Here is a 20,750-nt window from a genome sequence, read left to right as displayed (position 1 = left end):
AATGAGTGAACCCGTACAATTCCCGCTGGCGGCCGTGGTCGGTGCAGACGACCTCAAGCTGGCGCTGTGCCTGACCGCCATCGACCCCAGGATCGGTGGTGTGCTGATCGAAGGGCCGCGTGGCATGGCCAAGAGCACCCTGGCCCGTGGCCTGGCCGACCTGCTTGGCGAAGGCCCGTTCGTCACTTTGCCATTGGGCGCCAGTGAAGAGCGGTTGGTCGGCACCCTCGACCTGGATGCCGCGCTGGGGCAGGGCAAGGCGCAGTTTTCCCCGGGCGTGCTGGCCCAGGCCGACGGCGGTGTGCTGTATGTCGATGAGGTCAACCTGCTGCCCGACACCTTGGTCGATCTGTTGCTTGACGTGGCTGCCAGCGGCACAAACCGCGTCGAGCGTGACGGTATCTCGCACCGGCACAGCGCCCGCTTCGTACTGATCGGCACCATGAACCCGGAAGAGGGCGAGCTGCGCCCGCAGTTGCTCGACCGTTTCGGCCTGAACGTGGCGCTGGAGGGCTTACCGGAGCCCGAGGCCCGGCAGCAGATCATTCGCCGCCGCCTGGCCTTCGACAGTGACCCTCAGGCGTTCTGCGCACACTGGGCCCAGGCCCAGGCGCAACTGCGCGAGCGCTGCCAGGCGGCGCGCCAGGCCTTGGCCGACATTGCCCTGGATGACCAGGCGCTGGCCTGGATTACCGAGCGCTGCTACGCCGCCGGCGTGGACGGCCTGCGCGCCGACCTGGTGTGGCTGCGCGCTGCGCGCGCCCACTGTGCCTGGCGCGGCGCTGCGGCTATCGAAGAAGTGGATGTCGAGGCGGTGGCCGAATTCGCCTTGCGCCATCGCCGCCGTATGACGCCCCAGGCCAACCCGCCGTCGGCGCCACCGCCGCCTGACCAGCAGCCTGGCGCCGGCAACCCGGGTGAACGGGGCGGGCAGGGCGACTGGGGGGCATTACCGGCGCAGCCGGTTGCCAGCGGCGCCCGCCGTGAGGTGCCGAACTGGGCAAAAAAGCCCTGAGCATCCCCCAGCCACCAGCCAAAGGGGCGGATGCCAGAGCGGGCACAGGCAAGCAGAACGGTACCCGCCGTGGCCCCGTGCATCATGCGGCGGTCGGCCGGGTGGCCTGGCTGCCGACCTTGCTCAAAGGGCGGCCGCGTCAGCGACAGGACCTGTGCTGGCAGCAGCGCAAGGGCAGGCCTGCAGAGTTGTGGCTGGTGATCGTCGATGCCTCGGCTTCAACCCGGCGTCATCAGGCGCTGGCGCAGACCAAAGGGTTGCTGGCGGCATTGTTCGACCAGGCCTATCGCCAGCGCGCCCGCTTGGCCCTGCTGACTGCCAGCGGGCGCACGCCACAGTGGCAGCGCCACGGGCTGAAGGCATCGGCCGCCTTGCAACCCTGGTTGCAGGCCTTGGGGGCAGGTGGGGGCACGCCGTTGTTAGCCGCACTGGAGCAGGCGCGGCACTGGCTACAGGCGCGGCAGCGAGCCCACCCGCAAGAAGCCTTGCGTTGCCTGGTCTTCACCGACGGTCGCCTGCAGTACAGCAATATCGTGCAGCCGATGCCATGCACCACGTTGTTGGTCGATATGGAGCTGGCGCCAGTGCGCCTGGGGCGCGCGCAGCGTCTGGCAGAACAATTGCACGCCGATTACCAGCATTTGCAACAATTCAAGGTGGTGGATTGAAAGGGCGGGTTGCGACACTATGTCGCAATCAGAAAAGTTGTCGCAACAGCAACAGAGAAGTTGCACAAGTGCGTGACAGTGCACGCACTTGTTGTGCCAGCCGATATTACTTTGGCATCGACCACGGTTGCAGGTCGTAACCCTTTTCACACAGTTCGGCGCGCACTTCTTCGATCAGGCTGGCCCATTGGGCCGGGTCGGAGTAGATGCGCGACGACACTTGCTTGGCGCCGATGCGGGTGCTGGTCCGGTCGATCACTGCCAGGCTCAGTTCACCAGTACCGTTGGGCGCATCCCAGGCTACGCACTGGAACGGTTCGAAGGCGTGGTCGGCAATCAGCAGTGCTTCGTTGACACGGAGCGGGGCATTCATGGTTCGGTCTCTCTATGGTCCCAAACATCGAAGTGAAGTCCGCGTTGCTTCAAAGTCGCCTCATGTATCGCGAAGTGCAGCGCGGGGTTGTGTGTACTGATGCTCGTTGTTAGTGGATAAGTCACACATTGGTTGTAAATTTTTTTCCAGGGGCGCCGCTGTTCTTGCCTGCGCCGCCTTGTGATGTCGATAAAGTGCGAAAATTCCCGTAGTGGTTTGTAAAAAAATGATTCGGCAGACAAACGGTACTGGGAACCGTCAACTTCGTTGCTACTGTTAAACGAGCGCCACAACTTGCTGTTTTACTTCAAAAAACCAAAAACTGGCGCCAAGGACCGGTCATGCAGCAGCCTGCCGCTCAACGCCGTTTGCTTATCGTCGACCCCTGCGACGATTGCCACCGTTTGTTACCTGGCCTGCGCAACGCAGGCTGGGATGTGGACAGCTGTCTGCTCGGGGCTGCGCTGGACCACACGTGCGATGTCGGGCTATTGCGCTTGCAGGCTTCGCACCTGAGGCACCCGGATGCGGTCAAGGACATGATCAAGCGCAGCAACACCGAATGGATTGCCGTGCTCAGCGCCGATCAGCTGCGCATGCCGGCGTTCGGCGATTTTGTGTGTGAATGGTTTTTCGACTTCCATACCCTGCCGTTCGACGTCTCCCGTGTGCAGGTAACCCTGGGCCGGGCCTTCGGCATGGCGCGCCTGCGCGGCAAGGGGGCTGTCAAGGTCGATGAGACGACCCATGAATTGCTCGGCGAAAGCCGGCCTATCCGCGAGTTGCGCAAGTTGCTGGGTAAACTGGCACCCACCGAGTCCCCGGTGCTGATCCGCGGTGAGAGCGGCACCGGCAAAGAGCTGGTGGCACGCACCCTGCACCGCCAGTCGCAACGCAGCGAGCAGCCGTTCATCGCTATCAACTGCGGGGCGATCCCCGAGCACTTGATCCAGTCCGAACTGTTCGGCCATGAGAAGGGCGCCTTTACCGGCGCCCACCAGCGCAAGGCCGGGCGTATCGAAGCGGCCGATGGCGGCACGTTGTTTCTTGATGAAATCGGCGACCTGCCGTTGGAGTTGCAGGCCAACTTGCTGCGTTTTTTGCAGGAGAAGCACATCGAGCGGGTGGGTGGCAGCCAGCCAATACCGGTGGATGTACGGGTGCTGGCGGCCACGCATGTGGACCTCGAGCGGGCCATTGAGCAAGGGCGTTTCCGCGAAGACCTGTATTACCGCCTGAACGTCTTGCAGGTGGTGACCGCGCCGTTGCGCGACCGGCATGGTGACCTGTCGATGCTGGCTAGCCATTTCGCCCATTTCTACAGCGTGGAAACCGGGCGTCGGCCGCGGTCGTTCAGCGACCATGCCCTGGCGGCGATGGGCCGGCATGACTGGCCGGGCAATGTGCGCGAGCTGGCCAACCGTGTGCGCCGCGGGCTGGTCCTGGCTGAAGGGCGGCAGATCGAGGCGCAGGACCTGGGGTTGCAGTTGCTCGACCCGGAACAACAGCCGCTGGGCACGCTGGAGGAATACAAGCACCGCGCCGAGCGGCAGGCGCTGTGCGATGTGCTCAACCGGCACAGCGACAACCTGAGCGTGGCGGCCAAGGTGCTGGGCGTTTCGCGGCCGACGTTCTACCGCTTGCTGCACAAGCACCAGATACGCTGAGCGCTTCTGAGGTACGCTTGCGCCGTTCTTTGAAGCCGCTCTTACACAAGCCCGTGTAGGAGCGGGTTCACCCGCGAAAGGGCCGGGCCTGCTAGCCAGTTTCCACCCGCCGTTCACCGTTGTCTCTGCTACCGTATTCGCGGCTACCCGCGAAAGGGCCGGACCTGCTGGCCAATGTCCACCCGCCGTTCACCATTGTCGCGGCTACCGTATTCGCGGGTAAACCCGCTCCTACAGGGAACAAGCCTGTGTAGGAGCGGGTTTACCCGCGAAAGGGCCGTGCCTGCTGGCCAATTTCCACCTGCCGTTCACCGTTGTCTCGGCTACCGTATTCGCGGCTAAAGCCGCTCCTACAGGGAACCACAAGCCCGTGTAGCGAAGAGGCCCTGCCAGGCGAACTCAGTGCGGTCCGCGCGGGATGGTCTTGAGCAAGTCTTCCGGGCTGATATGCCCCACCACCTGGGCCACCGCGCTGCCCGGGGTCGGCAGGTCGATGATGTGGCTCTTCATCTTGCCGATCACATGCATCTCGCACGGCTTGCAGTCGAACTTCAGGGTCAGCACTTCGTCACCCTGAATCAGCTGCATCGGTGCCACCTTGGTGCGCACGCCGGTCACGCCCTTGGCCTGCTTGGGGCACAGGTTGAAGGAGAAGCGCAGGCAGTGCTTGGTGATCATCACCGGCACTTCGCCGTGTTCTTCGTGGGCTTCATAGGCCGCATCGATCAGTTGCACGCCGTGGCGGTGGTAGAAGTCGCGGGCCTTCTGGTTGTATACGTTGGCCAGGAATGACAGGTGCGACTCGGGGTACACCGGCGGTGGTGTGCTCTCGGCCTTGCGCCCGCCACGCGGATGCGCCTGCACACGCGCTGCAGTCAGCGCCTCGATGGCTTCGCGGCGCAGGGCCTTGAGCTGCGAGTTGGGAATGAAGTACGCCTGTGGGGCATCCAGTTCGATGCGGTCGGCGTGGTACAGGGTGGTGCCCAGCTGGCCGAGCAGGTCGTGCAGCTGCTCCAGTGCCTGCTGCGGCTTGTTGGCTACGCCGAACGGGCCGTCCAGGGCCACCTGCACACTCACGCCTTCTTCACTGCTCAGGGTCAGCATCAAGCGCTGCTCGCGCAGGACCGCGTGCCACTCCACGCCGACCCGGCGTTCGGAGGAGGTGCGTTGCAGGGCCTGTTGCCAATTGTGGTCGAGGTTGCGCGACAGCGGGTGGTTGGGCCGCAGCTTGTGCAGGCCTTCGGGCATTTCGTTGGGTTCGACGCGATAGCGGTAGCGCTTGTGGCCGTCTTCTTCGAATTCGCCCCGCGGTTCGGCGATGTTGGCGCGGAAGCCCACCACTTCGCGCTTGACCAGCACATTGAGGCCGTCGCCGTTGGTCAGCGGTACGTCGGTAACCACGTGCATGTCACGCTTGCCGACCTTTTCCACTACACCCACCGGCAGGCCGGTGAAGGTTGGCGAGTCGAAGGCGCCGATATCGACCTTACGGTCGGTCACGAAGTAGTCGGTGCTGCCGCGGTGGAAGGTTTTGTCCGGGTCGGGCAGGAAGAAGTGTTGGGTACGGCCGCTGGACGCGCGGGCGTACTGAGGGCGGTCTTCAAGGATGGCATCGAGCTCTTTGCGGTAATGGGCGGTGATGTTCTTCACATAGCCCATGTCCTTGTAGCGGCCCTCGATCTTGAACGAGCGCACGCCGGCATCGACCAGGTCAGCCAGGTTGGCAGTCTGGTTGTTGTCCTTCATCGACAGCAAGTGTTTCTCGAACGCAACCACGCGGCCCTGGTCATCTTTCAGCGTGTAGGGCAGGCGGCAGGCTTGCGAGCAATCACCGCGGTTGGCGCTGCGGCCGGTCTGCGCATGGGAAATGTTGCATTGGCCGGAGAACGCCACGCACAGTGCGCCGTGGATGAAGAACTCGATGGCAGCATCGGTTTCGGCGGCGATGGCGCGGATTTGCTGCAGGTTCAGCTCACGCGCCAGTACCAGTTGCGAGAACCCGGCCTGGTCGAGGAACTTGGCCCGCTCCAGAGTGCGGATGTCGGTCTGGGTGCTGGCATGCAGCTCGATCGGTGGGATGTCCAGCTCCATCACCCCGAGGTCCTGCACGATCAGCGCGTCAACGCCGGCATCGTACAGCTGGTGAATCAGCTTGCGCGCCGGTTCCAGCTCGTTGTCGTGGAGGATGGTGTTGATGGTGGTGAACACGCGTGCATGGTAGCGATGGGCGAACTCGACCAGTTCGGCGATATCGCTGACTTCGTTGCAGGCGTTATGGCGCGCGCCAAAGCTCGGGCCGCCGATATAGATGGCGTCAGCGCCGTGCAGGATCGCTTCACGGGCGATGGCCACGTCACGGGCAGGGCTGAGCAGTTCCAGGTGATTCTTTGGAAGGGACATGTCGTTATATTTTCGGGCTGTCACGGTTTAGGCGGGCATTGTAGCGGTGAAACGGGCTGGCGGCATCATTGGGGTGCCGGGAGGTGCGGGATCGGCTGGGAGTACGCGCAACTGTGGGAGCGGCTTTGGGTCGCGAACGGGCCGCAGAGCGGCCCCGGCGATTTTGCGGTCAGTCAACGATGTCGGGGGCGCTGCGCACCCCGACAAGCGCAGCTCAGCGCTTGGCAGCCATCGCCGTCACTTCCACACGCATGCCTTCAAATGCCAGCGAAGCCACGCCCACCGCCGCACGCACCGGCCAGGGCTTGCTGAAGAAGCGCTGGTACACTTCGTTGAACGCCGCGCGGTCGGCCATGTCGGTCAGGTAGATGGTCAGGTGCAGCACGCGGTCCATACCGCTGCCGGCCTTTTCCAGGGCCACTTTCAGCGCCTGCAGGGTGCATTCGCTCTGCTCGACGATGCCGCCCAGTTCCAGGCTGCCGTCGGCGTGGGTCGGGATTTGCGTGGTGACCAGTACGCCGTTGTACTCGGCAACGTCCGAGGAAATCGACTCGGCGTCCGGGTCCGGGGTGTAGATGATGTCTGCATTTGCCATGGTGTGTTTGCCTTGCAACGGAAGGAAAACGGCAAGCCTACGCGAGCGCACCGGCCCGGTCGAGGGTGCCTCGGCGTTTGAAATGCGCGGCGTTCGCCGTCAGAATCGCGGCCGATTGCAAAACCAGGGGTTTACGTTGAACGAACAGACTTTGTCCAGGCGCCTGGAGCGCGTGGCCGCCCATGTACCGCAGGGCGCGCGCTTGGCCGACATTGGCTCGGACCACGGCTACCTGCCGGTGGCCTTGATGCTGCGTGGCGTGCTCGAGGCCGCTGTAGCGGGTGAGGTGGCACAGACGCCGTTCGCCTCGGCCCAGCGCAATGTGCGCAAAAATGGCCTGCAAGAGCGGGTCACCGTGCGCCTGGCCGATGGGCTGGCAGCGGTCGAGCCGCAAGACCGTATCTCGGTGGTGAGCATCTGCGGCATGGGCGGCGACACCATGTGCGAGATCCTCGAGGCCGGCAAGCAGTGCCTTGGCGGCGTCACGCGCCTGGTACTGCAGCCTAATGGCGGTGAGCGCGAACTGCGCCAGTGGCTGGCGGGCAATGGTTACCAGATCGTCAGCGAAGAGCTGTTACGGGAAAACCGCTTCGATTACGAGATCATCGTCGCCGAGCCGGGCAGGGGGGTGTATAGCGCTGAACAACTGTACTTCGGCCCCGTGTTGATGCAGGAGAAAAGCGAGGCGTTTGTGGTCAAGTGGCGGCGCATGCTGCGGCAGAAGCAGCAGACCCTGGCCAATTTCCAGCGGGCCCGCGATGCGGTGCCTCAGGCGAAGATCGACGATTTCAATCAGCAGGTGGGCTGGATCACCCAGGTACTGGCCTGACTCACTGCTGCGAGCAGTTGCCCATTTCCCGGTAGTCGATTTCGCGCTTCTGGCCCTGATGGTCGACGTACACCATGTGTGCGGTGCCCACCTGGCAGTCGGCGGCGTTACTGGCCGGGGTGATGGAGATGACCTTGGCCACGTCCAGCGGCATGCCGTATTCATATTGGCTGCTGACGGGCTGGTTGTTGCCGGCATCGGCAAAAGCACCGAACGAGGCGAAGGCAGCGGCAATGGCAAGGACAGTGATCGAGCGTTTCATGACAGGCTCCTTTTTTAATGGATGGCTAATGATCTATTCATTTGCCATCCACAATAAATGGGCTAAACCGTGATAGATTCCTGCTTTTAACGCAACAATAAGGAGCACCCCTTCATGGACATGCTGCATGCCATGCGTACCTTCACCCGGGTGGTGGAATGTGGCAGCTTCGCTGCAGCTGCCAATGCTCTGGATATTTCTGCAGCGCAGGTTTCGCGCATCGTTGCCGAGCTGGAGAACCAGTTGCAGACCCGCCTGCTGCACCGCACCACCCGGCGCTTGCGCATGAGCGAGGCGGGTGAGCGGTTTCTGGAGCGTGCGCGGCAGATCATGCTGCTGACCGAAGAAGCCGTGGGCGAAGCGCGAGGGGCGCACCTCACGCCTCGCGGCCATCTGCGTTTGCACTGCCCACACGGCATGGGGCTGTTGCTGATGCCGCTGGTGGCCGGCTACAACATGCTTTACCCGGAAGTGGTGATCGAGCTGACGCTGTCGCAGCGCAACCCCGACCCACTGGCAGAAGGGCATGACGTGGTGATCACCGTGGACGGTGCGCTACCGGATTCGCAACTGATCGCTGTGCCACTGGGCAACATTTTCAGCATCCCCTGCGCGGCCCCCGGTTACCTGGATACCCACGGTGTACCGGAGCGCCCCGAAGACTTGCACGGCCATCGCTGCCTGCGCATGGCTTACCCGATGTACGAAGGTGACTGGGTGTTCCCGCAAGGGGTTGACCAGTGCGTGATTGCCCCGAACGACAGTTTCTCTACCAACGTCGCCGACGCCATGCTGGTGGCCAGCGAGCTGGGCATGGGCATTGGCCTGCTGCCGTTCTACACCGCCAGCCAGGCGATCGGGCAGGGGCGCTTGTGCCGGTTGCTGGCACCGTATCGGCTGCGGGAAAGTGCGCTGTATGCGATGTATCCGTCACGCCATTACCTGGACGCCAAGGTGCGCACCTGGATCGATTACCTCAAGGAGCAACTGCCGGCGCTGTTCGAGGGGCATGCCAGGGTGGTGGATGATACGCGGTATTGGCGCTGAGGCGAGAAGTTTGCCGCTGATACATCCCGGTGGGAGCGGGCGCGCCCGCGAACACCGGCAAAGCCGGTGCCATCCACCGCGTCGCCCGCTCCCCCAAAAAACCGCGCTGCCTTTGCGTTACAGCGGATAGTGCTTCAATTCCCGCGCAATCAGCATCCGCTGGATCTCGCTCGACCCTTCATAGATCTGGGTAATCCGCGCATCCCGGTAATAGCGCTCCACCGGGTAATCTTCCAGATAACCATACCCACCATGCACCTGGATTGCCATCGAGCACACCCGCTCGGCCATTTCCGAAGCGAACAGCTTGGCCTGTGACGCTTCCGACAGGCACGGCTTGCCGGCGCTGCGCAGGCGGGCGGCATGCAGGATCAGCAAACGTGCGGCGTTCACCTGCACCTGCATGTCGGCCAGCAGGTTGGCGATGCTCTGGTGTTCATTGATCGGCTTGCCAAACTGTATGCGCTCACGTGAGTAGACCAGCGCCGCTTCGAATGCAGCGCGGGCGATGCCCAAGGCCTGGGCGGCAATGCCGATACGGCCGCCTTCGAGGTTGGACAGGGCAATGGCCAGGCCCTTGCCACGCTCACCGAGGATATTGGCGGCAGGAATGCGGCAGTTGTCGAAAGTGACCGCGCAGGTGTCGGAGGCGCGGATGCCCATCTTGTGTTCGCTGCGGTCAACCTTGAACCCAGGGTTGTCGGTGGGCACCAGGAACGCCGACAGGCCTTTCTTGCCCAGCTCCGGGTCGGTCACTGCGAAGACGATCGCCAGGCCGGCACGGCGGGCATTGCTGACGAACTGCTTGGCACCGTTGATGACCCACTGGCCATCCACCAGTTCGGCGCGGGTGCGCAGGTTGTGCGCCTCGGAGCCAGCCTGTGGTTCGGTCAGGCAGAAGCAGCCAATCACCTCGCCGCTGGCCAGGCGTGGCAGCCACTGCTGTTGCTGTTCGGCGGTGCCGTAGGCCAGCAGCGGGCCGCAACCTACCGAGTTGTGGATGCTCATCATCGCCCCGGTGGCGCCGCAGCCGGCGGCGATCTCTTCCACGGCCAGGGCATAGGCGACATAGTCGGTGTAGCTGCCGCCGAAGTCCTCTGGCACCACCATGCCCAACAGGCCCAGTTCGCCCATCTTGCGCACCACGCCATCATCGATCCAGCCGGCCTTTTCCCAGGCCTGGGCATGGGGTGCGATTTCGCCACGGGCAAAGTCCCGGGCCATGTCGCGGATCATGATCTGTTCTTCGCTCAGTTCGAGGTCTTGCATCTGTGTACTCCCGGGCTCACAGGCCTTCGAAGAATTGTTCGACCCGCTGGCTTTGCAGCGCGGCCAGGGTCGGCGGGTTCCAGCGGGGCTGCTTGTCCTTGTCGATGATCAGGGCACGCACGCCTTCGATGATGTCGCCGTGCTGGAACCACTGGCGGTCCAGGTGCAGTTCCATGGCAAAGCAGTCGTCAATGCCCAGCTCGCGCCCTCGGCGCAGCATCTCCAGCGTAACCGCCATGGCCAGAGGCGAGCGTGTTTCCAGCTGATCGGCGGTGGCCACCGCCCAGGCGTGGCTGTCGCCAAGGCTCACCGCACGCAGTTGCTCGACGATGGCTGGCAGGTCGGGCAGGGCGAAGAAGTGGTCGATGACCGGGCGCAACTTTTCCAGTGGCGCATCGTCCAGTACCTGGGTACCGAGCCTGGCCAGCAGGTTTTGCAGGTCCTTCAGCGGGTGGTCGCTGAAGTCGAGCTGGTCGAGGCCCTGGTCGAGGGCGGCGAGCTGGTCGCTGGCCAGGTACCAGTCGGCCAGGCCGCAATACAAGGCGTCGGCCGCCTGGATCTGGGCACCGCTGACACCCAGGTAGATGCCCAGCTCGCCGGGGATGCGCGAGAGGAAGTAGCTACCGCCTACGTCCGGGAAGTAGCCGATGCCGACCTCGGGCATGCCCAGCCGGCTGCGCTCGGTGACCACGCGCAGGTCGCAGCCCTGGGCCAGGCCCATGCCGCCACCGAGGGTGAAGCCGTCCATCACCACCAGTATTGGCTTGCGGTAGCGGTGGATGACCAGGTCGAGGGCGTACTCTTCGACGAAAAAGGTTTCATGCAGCGTGTCGCCGGCCTTGAAGCTGTCGTACAACGAGCGGATGTCGCCACCGGCACAGAACCCCTTGGGGCCTTCGCCGCGCAGGACCACGGCGTGCACGTGCGGGTTGTCGGCCCACTGATCCAGGTGCTGACGCAGGCTGCGCACCATGTCCAGGGTCAGGGCATTGAGACCGGCCGGGCGGTTCAGGGTCAGGTGGCCGATCTGGTTGCGGACCTCGGCCAGTACGTGGTCGGTTGCTGCCGGGGTATGAGCGTGCGCAGTCATTGCGTTCTCCCTGCTTTGTTATTGATTTTCCAAGTGAAGTCTGGAGTTCGCTGGAGGATCGCTGGATCCTGGCATGCGAATTTGCCTTGTACAATCGACAATTGTGCAAGGGTACCGTGCGTTTTTACCTTGTGCGAGGCCAGCGCGCGCCTGGGGCGTAGCCTTTACCCTCACGGGATTTCGCCCCCCGATTCGGGGGAACCCGCTGGGGGATCCTCCCCAACCTGATTCGGTTGACATCGCAAGTTGCTGACGGATATGAAATTTTTCTTCTGGCACACACCTTGCTCCAGCTCCCCACAGAGATCCTGTGTCCCGGAGGTGCAGCATGTCGACGCCGCTCAAAGGCCCCATCGTGTCATCACTCGTACTGGCCTTGCTTGGCTGGGAAGCAACCAGCGAGGCGGCTGTGCAGTGCCAGCGCACCCTGGTCGCCAACGTGGTGGCACTGGATCAGCCACTGATGTTCAACCGCCTAGGCGCGCAGAACGCCAACGGCATGATGTTTGCCCTGCGCGAGGATGTGGTGGACGACAAGCTCGTCCCGCTGAGCATGGGCGGGGCCGCCGTGCCGGGCAAGGTCACCCTGCGCCCGGACAAGCGCCCGCGGCCTATCGTGCTGCGCGTGGCGGCCGGTGACTGCCTCACGGTCAACCTGACCAACCTGCTGGATTACAAGGCGAACCCCAACAAGCACGGCATCGAGGCCGAAGAGCCCGAGGGTGAGGAAGAGGGGCCGGAGGTTGAAAACGAAGGCGGCGAAGGCTTTGTCGCCGACGAGCAGGTGGCCGAGCGCATGGTCGGCTTCCAGGTCAACGGCATGCAGGCGGTGAACAGCATTGCCGATATTTCCGCCTATACCGGGCGCAACGGCAACTTCTTCGTCAGCCCCGGCAGCACCCGCAGCTACACCTTGTATGCCGAGCGCGAAGGCGCCTTTGCCGCCACCAGCAAAGCCGCTACATTCGGCGGCGAGGGTACGGCGGGCAACGTTTCCAATGGCCTGTTCGGCCAGGTGGTAGTGGTGCCCAAACTGGGCCGTACCTACCGCAATACCCTCACTGAAGAAGAAATGCGCCTGGCCACCACCGGTCGAACCGCCACCGGCCAGCCCGTGATCGACTACGAAGCCCGTTATCCGCAGGTCGAGCCGTGGATCGCCGAAGGCAAGGCCGGCAAGCCGATCATTGCCATGGTCAACGGCAACGAGATCATCAGCAGCGAGACCGATGCCATCGTCATGGGGCCCAACCCCGACGGCAGCTTCCCCAGCTCTACTTACCCGCTGGAAAGCACGGGCAAACGCAACCCGGCGCTGCCCAACCGACTGGAGGCGTTCCGTGATTTCGCCTCGCAGTTCGCCGACGAGGTTGCCGGTACCCAAGCCTTCCCTGGCTACTGGGCCGACCCGGTGATGGGCCATGTGCTGGAGCCTACGCGCGATTCGTTCATGATCAATTACGGTTCTGGTGGCATGGGCGCCGAAGTGGTGGCCAACCGCTTGGGGGTGGGCCCGATGCACGATTGCCTGTCGTGCGCCTATGAAGAGTTCTTCCTCAGCGCCCACACGGTTGGCGATATCGGCACCCTGGTGGATGTACCGGCAAACGTCGGCCTGGAACACATCCGCCCGGGCGAAGTGCCGCCGGCCAGTGCCGTCGGGGTCAAGGCCAGCATGGCCCTTTACCCCTCAGAGCCTGCCAACGTGCACCACAGCTATATCGGTGACTTCACCAAGTTCCGCAACACCCACAACGGGCACGAGCAGCACATCTTCCACTTGCACGGCCACCAGTGGCTGTTCAACCCCAATGACGACAACTCCGACTACATCGATGCCCAAGGCATCGGCGCTGGCGTCGGCTACACCTACGAAATCGCCAACGGTGGATCGGGCAACCGCAACCGTGTTGCCGGTGATGCCATTTACCACTGTCACTTCTACCCGCACTTCGCCCAGGGCATGTGGGCCATGTGGCGGGTACATGACGTGTTCGAAGAAGGCACGCGCCTGGAGGTAAGCGGGCAGGGCGAGAATGGCTTCCACAGTACCCCGTTCGCCCTGCGCAGCGGTAAGCCGGCCGTTGGCGCCCGGGCCCTGCCCGATGGCGAGATCATTGCCGGTACACCTATTCCGGCCATCGTGCCGTTGCCCGGCAAGGCAATGGCGCCCATGCCCGGCAAAGTCGTGGTCGTGCCCAAGCTCTCCGAGGCGTTGGTTGCCGCCAACGATGATGACCACGAAGACGAGGATGATGACGACTACGCCAGTGAGGCGCCCGTGCGCAAGGCCGTGGGCTCGCTGGCGCTGGTCGACCGCACCGAGGCCAACCGCAACGCCGATGGCACGTTGAAAAACCCAGGCTACCCGTTCTGGATCGGCGGTATGGAAAGCAGCGTCGGCAATCGCCCGCCAACCCCGCCCCTGGACATGCTCGACCCGGCCCTGGCCCGGCAACTGAAAGACAGCGGTAAAGCCCTGTGGGCCAACCTGGATGCGAACCAGGTCGATGGCTGGGACGGCGGCCTTGGCCGCCATGCACTGGACGGTGTGTCCGCCGGTGGTGTAGCGGATACCACCACCACGAAACTGGACTTCACCAAGGTCGTGCACAAGGCCAAGCCCATCTACCTGCCTGAAGAGGGCACCGATGTCGAGCAGGCAGCCATGCAGTTCCACGCCATGGGTGAACACCCCAGCTATGCACTGATCCCCGGTAACCAGCCAGTGGCCAAGGCGTTCCGCACCAACGGCGCCTTGCCGACTGCGGGTGCGCCGTACTACGAGCCCTGCATGGATGACCGTGGAAAACGCCTGACGCAGTCCTCCGGGGTCGGTGAGTTCAACAGTGGAGAGAGCCTGACGGGTGTGAACTTCCGTGGCGCCTCGGCCTTCACTGCCGACCGCCCACGCATCTACAAAGGGGCCAATATCCAGTTCGACGCGGTGTACAACAAAGTGGGCTACCACTTCCCGCAGGCACGCATCATCGCCCTGTGGGAGGACGCCTGGCCGGTCATTACCAAGCAGCGCCCGCCAGAGCCGCTGGTGATGCGCATGAACACCTTCGACTGCGCGATGTACCAGCACACCAACCTGATCCCGAACATCTATGAGATGGACGATTACCAGGTGCGCACCCCGACCGACGTGATCGGCCAGCACATCCACCTGCCCAAATGGGACCTGACCGCCGCCGACGGCTCGGCCAACGGCTGGAACTACGAAGACGGCATTCTTTCGCCCGGTAGCGTGGTCGAGCGTGTGCATGCCATTCGCACTTACAACGGTTGCACCGAAGGGGATAGCCGCGATGGCACCGCTGCCTGCCCGAAAGCCAGGCAGCACCCGTACTTCGGCCGCTTTGGCCGCGCCGACTGGCTGGGCGCACGTACAGCCATGCAGCGCTGGTTCGCCGACCCGCTGGTGAACGTGCATAACGTCGACCGTGGCCTGGGCACCATCTTCACCCATGACCACCTTGGCCCATCGACCCACCAGCAAGTGGGCCTGTATGCCACCGTGCTGGCCGAACCGGCCGGCTCCACCTGGTACCACGCCGAAACCGGCGAGCAGCTGTACAACCCGGCCACGCGCCAGGACGGCGGCCCGACCTCGTGGCAGGCGGTGATCCAGACCGGCGACCACGATGGCGACGGCAAGAACGACAGCTACCGCGAGTTCTTCCTGGAGTACAGCGACTTCCAGCATGCCTATGAAGCCGGCGTGTACGTTGGTGCCGGGCCGGACGGCATTCCCAATGCCCAGTCGTACCCGGCCACCGCCGACAGCTTCCGCTACGCCATCAACCCGCCCGTGCGTGGCAAGGCGTCGAGCCTGCTTGAGGCCATCGTCGAGGAACGTGGTGGGATCAACCCTGGCTGCCCAAGCCGGCCATGCCCGCAGGCGATCTCGGTGGATGACCCGGGGATGTTCGTCGTCAACTACCGTAACGAGCCCCTGGCCCTGCGCGTGTATGACCCGAACAAGGTTGGCCCGGACGGCAAGCGTGGCATGCAGGCCGACGGCCTGGCCGGCGACCTCAGCTATGCCCTGCAAACCCGTACCGACCGCGCTATCCCGGCGATGAACCTGTCGCCATCGGCGATCACCTCAGCGGTCGGCCCCACCGGCGGCACCACGCTGTTCCCGCCACATATCAACACGGCTGGCGCCGAGCCGGGCGACCCGTTCACCCCGTTGCTGCGTACCTACTCCGGTGACAACGTGCGCCTGCGCATGCACGCCGGAGGCCACGAAGAGGAGCACAACGTCACCCTGCACGGCGTGAAATGGCTGCAGAACGGTTCTGGCTTCGGTAGCAGCTCCAACTCGGGCTGGAAGTCGTCGCAAATGATCGGCATCTCCGAGCAGCTGGGCTTCATGGCGCCGGTGTCGATGATCTCCAGTTCGGCAGCCACCAACGGCGACTACCTGTACTCGCTGGACGCCGCCCTGGAAGGCTACTGGAACGGTATCTGGGGCATCATGCGCAACTACACCGCGCAGCGTGCCGACCTGTTCCCGCTGCCCAACAACCCGCAGCCGGTGGCCATGCGCAACACCGTGAACTTTAACGGCATCTGCCCGAAAACCACGGCCAACCCCAACGGCATTGGCACCCGCACTACGGTCAAGCGCAACTACGAGATCGTCGCTGCGCTGGCCAACGACATCCTCGAAAACCGTAACGGCGTCAGCATCAATGACCCGGCGGGCATCGGCCAGCATGTCGGCGGCGCGCTCAAGGCCGACGGTGGCACCCTGGTGTTCAACAGCCGCAAAACCGCCATCCCGCTGGTCAGTGGGGTAGACCCTGAAGATGGGGCGACCTTCACCATCGGTGGCCACAGTGCGCCGCTGCATGACCCGACCGCGATCCTGTACGTGCGCAAGGCTGACCTCGATGCCACCACCGGTAAGCTCAAGCCGGGTGTCCCGGTAGAGCCCCTGGTACTGCGCGCCAATGCCGGCGACTGCATCAGCATCACCCTGGAGAACCGCTTGCCACTGGTGATGCCAGACCTGTCGAGCACTGCAGTGATGCACAACGTGGTCAAACGTGACCGCTTCGACAGCGAAGGCTCCACCGCCTTTGCCAACAACCTGATGCGGCCGTCCAGCCATGTGGGCCTGCATGCGCAACTGCTGGCCTACGACATCACCAAGTCCGACGGTGCCAACGTTGGCCTGAACCCGGTGCAGACCGTGCCACCGCGTGCCGGCACCAGCGGCGCTTACCCGACCAAGGAGTATCAGTACTACGCCGGCCACCTGGAGCGTGAAGGCAAACCGGTGTCGCAATTGGGCCGCACAGTGGACAACATCAAGACCACGCCTATCGAGTTCGGTGGCCTCAACCTGACCCCGTCAGACTTCATCAAACAGCCGCAGAAAGGTCTGGTGGGTGCCATGAGCATCCTGCCGCAAACCGCCACCTGGACCGAGGATACTGCGACCCGTACCCAGGCCACGGTGAAGGTCAGTGGCCAGCCGGACTACCGCGACTTCGTCACAGTGTGGCAGCGCGCACTGAACATGCGCTGGGCCGACGGTCGTCCGGTAGAAGGTATCAATGTCGAAGGCAACGGCGCTGCCGGTGACCCGCAAGACAACGGCAACATGGCGGTCAACTACAAGACCGAACCGTTGTGGCTGCGCTTCGGCATGGCGCCCGACTCGCCATTCGGCCGCGCCAATGGCCTGGGCTTTGGTGATGTACCCAACGCCCACATGGCCTACGCCAACGCCCTGGTCGGTGGCGACCCGCAAACCCCGGTGCTGTACGCCAAGCCTGGGCAACCGGTGCGCAACCATATCGTGATGCCCAGTGGTGGCAGCCGCGGCATGGTCTACCAACTGGACGGGCACGTATGGCCACTGCACAACTACCAGGCCGAGAAGAGCGATGCGGACGGTTACCCGATGAGCATGCCCGGTATCGGTTCGGTGCGCTTTGGCTACAACCCGATGGCCATGTACATCGGCGCGCAGGAAAGCGTACTGCCAGCAGCGCACTTCAGCTTCATGCTGCCGAGTGCCGGCGGTGCCAACGCGGTGGCGGGTGACTACCTGTTCCGCGACTACGCCGCCTACGGCAACCTTTCGGGGCTGTGGGGGATCTTGCGGGTGACCAACGAAGCGCCGCCGGCAACGGCCCCGGCGCAGTGACGGAAGGGGAACGCGAGCATGAACAAAAAGACTCGCCCTGCTTACCTGGGGGTAGTGTTGGGGGTAGCGCTGATCGGCCTGGGCGTGGCGTACGAAAAACTATGGTGCGACCCGCGCGAGCTGTTGCAGGAGCGGGCCAATCCGCAGGCCTTGCACCGGCTCAGCCGGGACGGCGTAACCGTGGAGTTCGAGGCCCGGCCATTGGCCGGAGGGGAACTGAAGGAGGGCGATTTCGCCAACATCCGCTTCAAGCTCAGCGACCAGACCAGTGGTCAACCGCTGTCGGGCATGGCCCCGGGAGCCTGGATCGACCCGGTGCAGTCGGCCCCGGCGGGGGACCGCGAGCAGAGCTGCAAGGCGCGTGTGGCGCTGTTTCTCAAGAGCAGCATTGGGGCCCGGCCGCTGCTCGACCTGAACAGCTACTTCTTGCTGATGTTGAACAATGACGCCAGCCTCACCGTGATCGACCCGACGGTGTCGGTGGGCGGCGTGACCAGCACCATGGCCCGCATCGAGCTGCCAGGCCGGCCCATGGACTGGGCGGCCATCAGCGATGACAAGCAGGTTTTCGTGTCGATACCAGAGCGGGGCAAGGTTTCGGTGATCGATACCGAGACCTTCACCCGCGTGGCCGACCTGGATGCCGGTGACCAGCCGCTGCGCGTGGCCCTGCAGCCGGACCAGCTTCGGCTGTGGGTCGGCAACAACAGCAGCGACCCGGCCAAAGGCGGGGTAACAGTGATCGACGTGCCGGGGCGCAGCGTCCTGAAACACTTCAACACCGGAACCGGGCACCACGAAATCGCCTTCAGCGCCGACTCGCGCTACGCCTACGTCAGCAATCGCGACAACGGCACCCTGAGCGTCATCGGCATCCCGGAAATGCGCCTGGCCAAGACCATCAAGGTGGGCCCGCACCCGCTGTCGGTCAGCTATTCGGCGCTGTCCCAGGCCGTGTACGTGGTCGATGGCGAGGAGGGCAGCGTAAGGGTGTTCGATGCCCGCAGCCACCAGTTGCGCCACACGGTCCAGGCCGAGCAAGGCCTGGGGCCGATGCGCTTCAGTCAGGATGGCCGCTACGGCATCGTGCTCAATACGTTGGAGAACCAGGCCCTGGTCATAGACGCCAGTACCGACAAACTGATCCACCACGTTCCGGTGGCGGCCGAACCGTACCAGCTGACGTTCACCAAAGGCTATGCCTATGTGCGGGGCCTGGCCTCACCGAGAGTGAGCATGATCAATCTGGCCAGCCTGGGAGAGGGGCGCTCGCCAATCGTGCAAAGCTTCGAGGCCGGCCCGGCAGCGCCGCGCCAGGCCGGTGACCTGCCACTGGCCCAAGGGCTGTCGGTATCGCGTGATGACAATTCGGTGTTCGTGGTCAACCCGGTGGACAACAACACCTACTTCTACACCGAAGGCATGAATGCGCCGATGTCCGGCTACAACAACCGCGGCCACCAGGCCCGCGCCGCCCTCGTCGTTGACCGCAGCCTGCGCGAAGTGGCACCTGGGGTGTATGGCTCGACGGTGAAGCTGCCCGCTGCCGGCAAGTTCGACGTTGCCTTCCTGCTCAACCAGCCGCAAATCATTCATTGCTTCAGCACCGAGGTGGCCGCAGGGGCCAATGCCAGCAAACCCAAAGGCGCGCGTGCCGAGTTCATCGGCCTCGACCAGCCGCTGCCGCAGCACAGCGACTTCACTGCGCGAGTGCGGATTGTCGGTGACGACGGGCAGCCGCGCCTGGGCCTGAACGACCTGAGCCTGCGCTACTTCCTGGCGCCATCGTCGATGCCGCGCAACCTGCAGCTGCAAGAGGTGGGCGAGGGGGTCTACCAGGCGGCGCTGAACTTGCCTGAGGCCGGTGCCTGGTACCTGCATGTGCAGTCGCCCTCGTTGGGGCGCAAGTTTGCCGAAGAAAACTACACCAGCCTGCGCGTTCTGCCGGCTGCTGCAACCAATGCTTCCCAGACTGACGTGAGGAATGTGCGATGAACGCCAAGCATGCTTGCACACTGTTGGCCCTGAGTCTGGCATTTGCCAGCAACCTGGTAATGGCCCACGCCGGTCACGACCATGACGGTCACGCCGGACAACCGCCGGCGGCGCATCAGGAAAAGACCAGCGTGCGCTTTGCCGATGTTTCGCTGCTGAACCAGGACGGCATGCCGGTACGCCTGGAGAAAGACCTGGTGGATGACCATCTGGTGGTCATGGGCTTCATTTACACCAGTTGCACCACGGTATGCCCGGTGGTGTCGTCGATCATGGGCAAGGTCCAGCAGCAACTGGGTGGCCGGGTAGGCGAGGAGGTCCGCATGGTGTCGATCAGTGTCGACCCCCAGCGTGACGACGCCAAGCGCCTGCAACATTATGCCAAGGCATTCCAGAAGGGGCCGGGCTGGAGCTGGTTGACTGGTACCCCGTACGCCATCACCGAAACCCTGAAGGGGCTGGGCAGCTTCAACGCCGACCTTAGCCAGCACCCACCGCTGATACTGGTGGGTGACGGGCGTAGCGGGCACTGGACGCGTTACTACGGCTTCACCGACCCGGCTGTCTTGATCGAAGAGATCAACCGCCTCAGTGCGCGCCGGGTACATGCCAAGAGCACCGCCATCGCCGACCATCACGAGGTGCAACCATGAGCACTGCAACCGCCCACCGCGCTGGCATGCGTGCTTTCGACTGGCTGGTGCTGGGTAGCTGCCTGTGGATCCTCACGTCGGTGGCGTTCGCCCACGAAGGCCATGCGCCGCAACCCCCGGAGCCGCAGCCGGCACCGCAGGCGATGGCCAGTGGTGGCGGTACCCGCGACGCCAAGACGTGGTTCACCGACACCGTGTTGAAGGACCAGAATGGCCGCGAGCTGCGCTTTTACAGTGACGTGCTCAAGGACAAGGTGGTGATGCTCAACGTGATCTTCACCCACTGCACCGATGCCTGCCCGCTGATTACCCGCAAGCTGCGCGAGGTGCGTGAGGCCATGGGGCCAGCGCTGGCCGGCCAGGTGACCTTCGTGTCGATCAGCAGTGACCCGCTGAACGACACCCCCGAGGTGCTGAAGGCGTTCGCCGCCAAGCAGGGGGTGGAGGGGCCGAACTGGTTGTTCCTGACCGGCGACAAGGCCAACGTCGACTTGGTGCTTGGCCGTATAGGGCAGTTCCTGCCGAGTCCCGAGCAGCATTCGACGCAGCTGATTGCCGGTGATGTTGCAGGTAAACGCTGGAGCAAGATTCGCCCGGATGCACCGCCAGCGGCGATTGCCCAGCGCATGCAGCTGCTGACTCAGCCACTGGCAGGTCGGTGAGTATCATGGGCCGCCTGGGGAATTGGCGTCTGTGGCATCAGCTGTTGTGGGAG

General features: G+C 63.9%; 15 protein-coding genes. 9 read left to right on the top strand and 6 right to left on the bottom strand.

What is annotated here, in order from left to right; genetic code table 11:
• Nucleotide 1: 1 nt before the first annotated feature.
• Together ACF8EF_RS23115 and ACF8EF_RS23110 are read left to right on the top strand one after the other, a co-directional pair.
• Nucleotides 2-1,015 carry an ATP-binding protein gene (locus tag ACF8EF_RS23115; RefSeq protein WP_176683346.1) on the top strand — a complete coding sequence of 338 codons (1,014 nt, stop codon included), beginning with the start codon at nt 2-4 and terminating at the stop codon, nt 1,013-1,015.
• A 77-nt stretch (nt 1,016-1,092) separates the two neighbouring features.
• Nucleotides 1,093-1,683, top strand: coding sequence for a VWA domain-containing protein (locus ACF8EF_RS23110; RefSeq protein ID WP_392462130.1), 591 nt, complete (start codon nt 1,093-1,095; stop codon nt 1,681-1,683).
• 106 nt (nt 1,684-1,789) lie between these two features.
• On the opposite strand, the gene ACF8EF_RS23105 is transcribed toward ACF8EF_RS23110, so the two are convergent.
• Nucleotides 1,790-2,056, bottom strand: a complete 267-nt coding sequence (locus tag ACF8EF_RS23105) for a hypothetical protein (RefSeq protein ID WP_003247923.1) — start codon at nt 2,054-2,056, stop codon at nt 1,790-1,792.
• 341 nt (nt 2,057-2,397) lie between these two features.
• On the opposite strand from ACF8EF_RS23105, the gene ACF8EF_RS23100 reads away from it, so the two are divergent.
• The gene (locus ACF8EF_RS23100) at nt 2,398-3,723 is read left to right on the top strand and encodes a sigma-54 dependent transcriptional regulator (RefSeq protein ID WP_176683348.1); all 1,326 of its coding nucleotides are present in this window, start codon (nt 2,398-2,400) and stop codon (nt 3,721-3,723) included.
• A gap of 399 nt (nt 3,724-4,122) precedes the next feature.
• Here ACF8EF_RS23100 and ACF8EF_RS23095 read toward each other — a convergent pair whose 3' ends face one another.
• A complete protein-coding gene (locus ACF8EF_RS23095; RefSeq protein ID WP_392462128.1) occupies nt 4,123-6,123 on the bottom strand; it encodes a U32 family peptidase in 2,001 nt (666 codons plus the stop codon).
• Between the two features lie 214 nt (nt 6,124-6,337).
• Nucleotides 6,338-6,718 (bottom strand): RidA family protein, encoded by a 381-nt coding sequence (locus ACF8EF_RS23090; protein ID WP_003247927.1) that lies wholly within the window; start codon nt 6,716-6,718, stop codon nt 6,338-6,340.
• Nucleotides 6,719-6,854: 136 nt separating this feature from the next.
• Between ACF8EF_RS23090 and ACF8EF_RS23085 the strand changes: the two genes are divergently transcribed.
• Nucleotides 6,855-7,547: a tRNA (adenine(22)-N(1))-methyltransferase gene (locus ACF8EF_RS23085; RefSeq protein ID WP_392462126.1), complete on the top strand. Its 693-nt coding sequence runs from the start codon at nt 6,855-6,857 to the stop codon at nt 7,545-7,547.
• A gap of 1 nt (nt 7,548) precedes the next feature.
• Here ACF8EF_RS23085 and ACF8EF_RS23080 read toward each other — a convergent pair whose 3' ends face one another.
• The gene (locus ACF8EF_RS23080) at nt 7,549-7,809 is read right to left on the bottom strand and encodes a DUF2790 domain-containing protein (protein WP_004577522.1); all 261 of its coding nucleotides are present in this window, start codon (nt 7,807-7,809) and stop codon (nt 7,549-7,551) included.
• Nucleotides 7,810-7,923: 114 nt separating this feature from the next.
• Here ACF8EF_RS23080 and ACF8EF_RS23075 point away from each other — a divergent pair, with 114 nt between their 5' ends.
• Complete coding sequence (locus ACF8EF_RS23075) at nt 7,924-8,856, top strand: LysR family transcriptional regulator (RefSeq protein WP_339533515.1); 933 nt, start codon at nt 7,924-7,926, stop codon at nt 8,854-8,856.
• A gap of 117 nt (nt 8,857-8,973) precedes the next feature.
• Here ACF8EF_RS23075 and ACF8EF_RS23070 read toward each other — a convergent pair whose 3' ends face one another.
• A complete protein-coding gene (locus ACF8EF_RS23070) occupies nt 8,974-10,125 on the bottom strand; it encodes an acyl-CoA dehydrogenase family protein (RefSeq protein ID WP_176683352.1) in 1,152 nt (383 codons plus the stop codon).
• Between the two features lie 16 nt (nt 10,126-10,141).
• Complete coding sequence (locus ACF8EF_RS23065; RefSeq protein WP_176683353.1) at nt 10,142-11,215, bottom strand: enoyl-CoA hydratase/isomerase family protein; 1,074 nt, start codon at nt 11,213-11,215, stop codon at nt 10,142-10,144.
• A 328-nt stretch (nt 11,216-11,543) separates the two neighbouring features.
• On the opposite strand from ACF8EF_RS23065, the gene mnxG reads away from it, so the two are divergent.
• Genes mnxG through ACF8EF_RS23045 form a run of 4 tightly spaced genes read left to right on the top strand, consistent with a single transcriptional unit; the run spans nt 11,544 to nt 20,697 of the window.
• Nucleotides 11,544-17,387 carry a manganese-oxidizing multicopper oxidase MnxG gene (gene mnxG, locus ACF8EF_RS23060; RefSeq protein WP_176683354.1) on the top strand — a complete coding sequence of 1,948 codons (5,844 nt, stop codon included), beginning with the start codon at nt 11,544-11,546 and terminating at the stop codon, nt 17,385-17,387.
• A gap of 18 nt (nt 17,388-17,405) precedes the next feature.
• On the top strand, nt 17,406-19,382 hold the full coding sequence (locus ACF8EF_RS23055; protein ID WP_176683355.1) for a cytochrome D1 domain-containing protein: 1,977 nt from the start codon (nt 17,406-17,408) through the stop codon (nt 19,380-19,382).
• On the top strand, nt 19,379-20,035 hold the full coding sequence (locus ACF8EF_RS23050; protein WP_176683356.1) for an SCO family protein: 657 nt from the start codon (nt 19,379-19,381) through the stop codon (nt 20,033-20,035). The genes ACF8EF_RS23055 and ACF8EF_RS23050 overlap by 4 nt, the downstream gene beginning before the upstream one ends.
• Nucleotides 20,032-20,697: an SCO family protein gene (locus tag ACF8EF_RS23045; protein WP_176683357.1), complete on the top strand. Its 666-nt coding sequence runs from the start codon at nt 20,032-20,034 to the stop codon at nt 20,695-20,697. The genes ACF8EF_RS23050 and ACF8EF_RS23045 overlap by 4 nt, the downstream gene beginning before the upstream one ends.
• Nucleotides 20,698-20,750 lie beyond the last annotated feature (53 nt).

Source organism: Pseudomonas sp. zjy_15 (assembly GCF_043101865.1).
Lineage (GTDB): Bacteria > Pseudomonadota > Gammaproteobacteria > Pseudomonadales > Pseudomonadaceae > Aquipseudomonas > Aquipseudomonas putida_Y.
The sequence above is the reverse complement of the archived record's forward strand: the minus strand, read 5'-3'. Positions and strand labels throughout refer to the sequence as shown.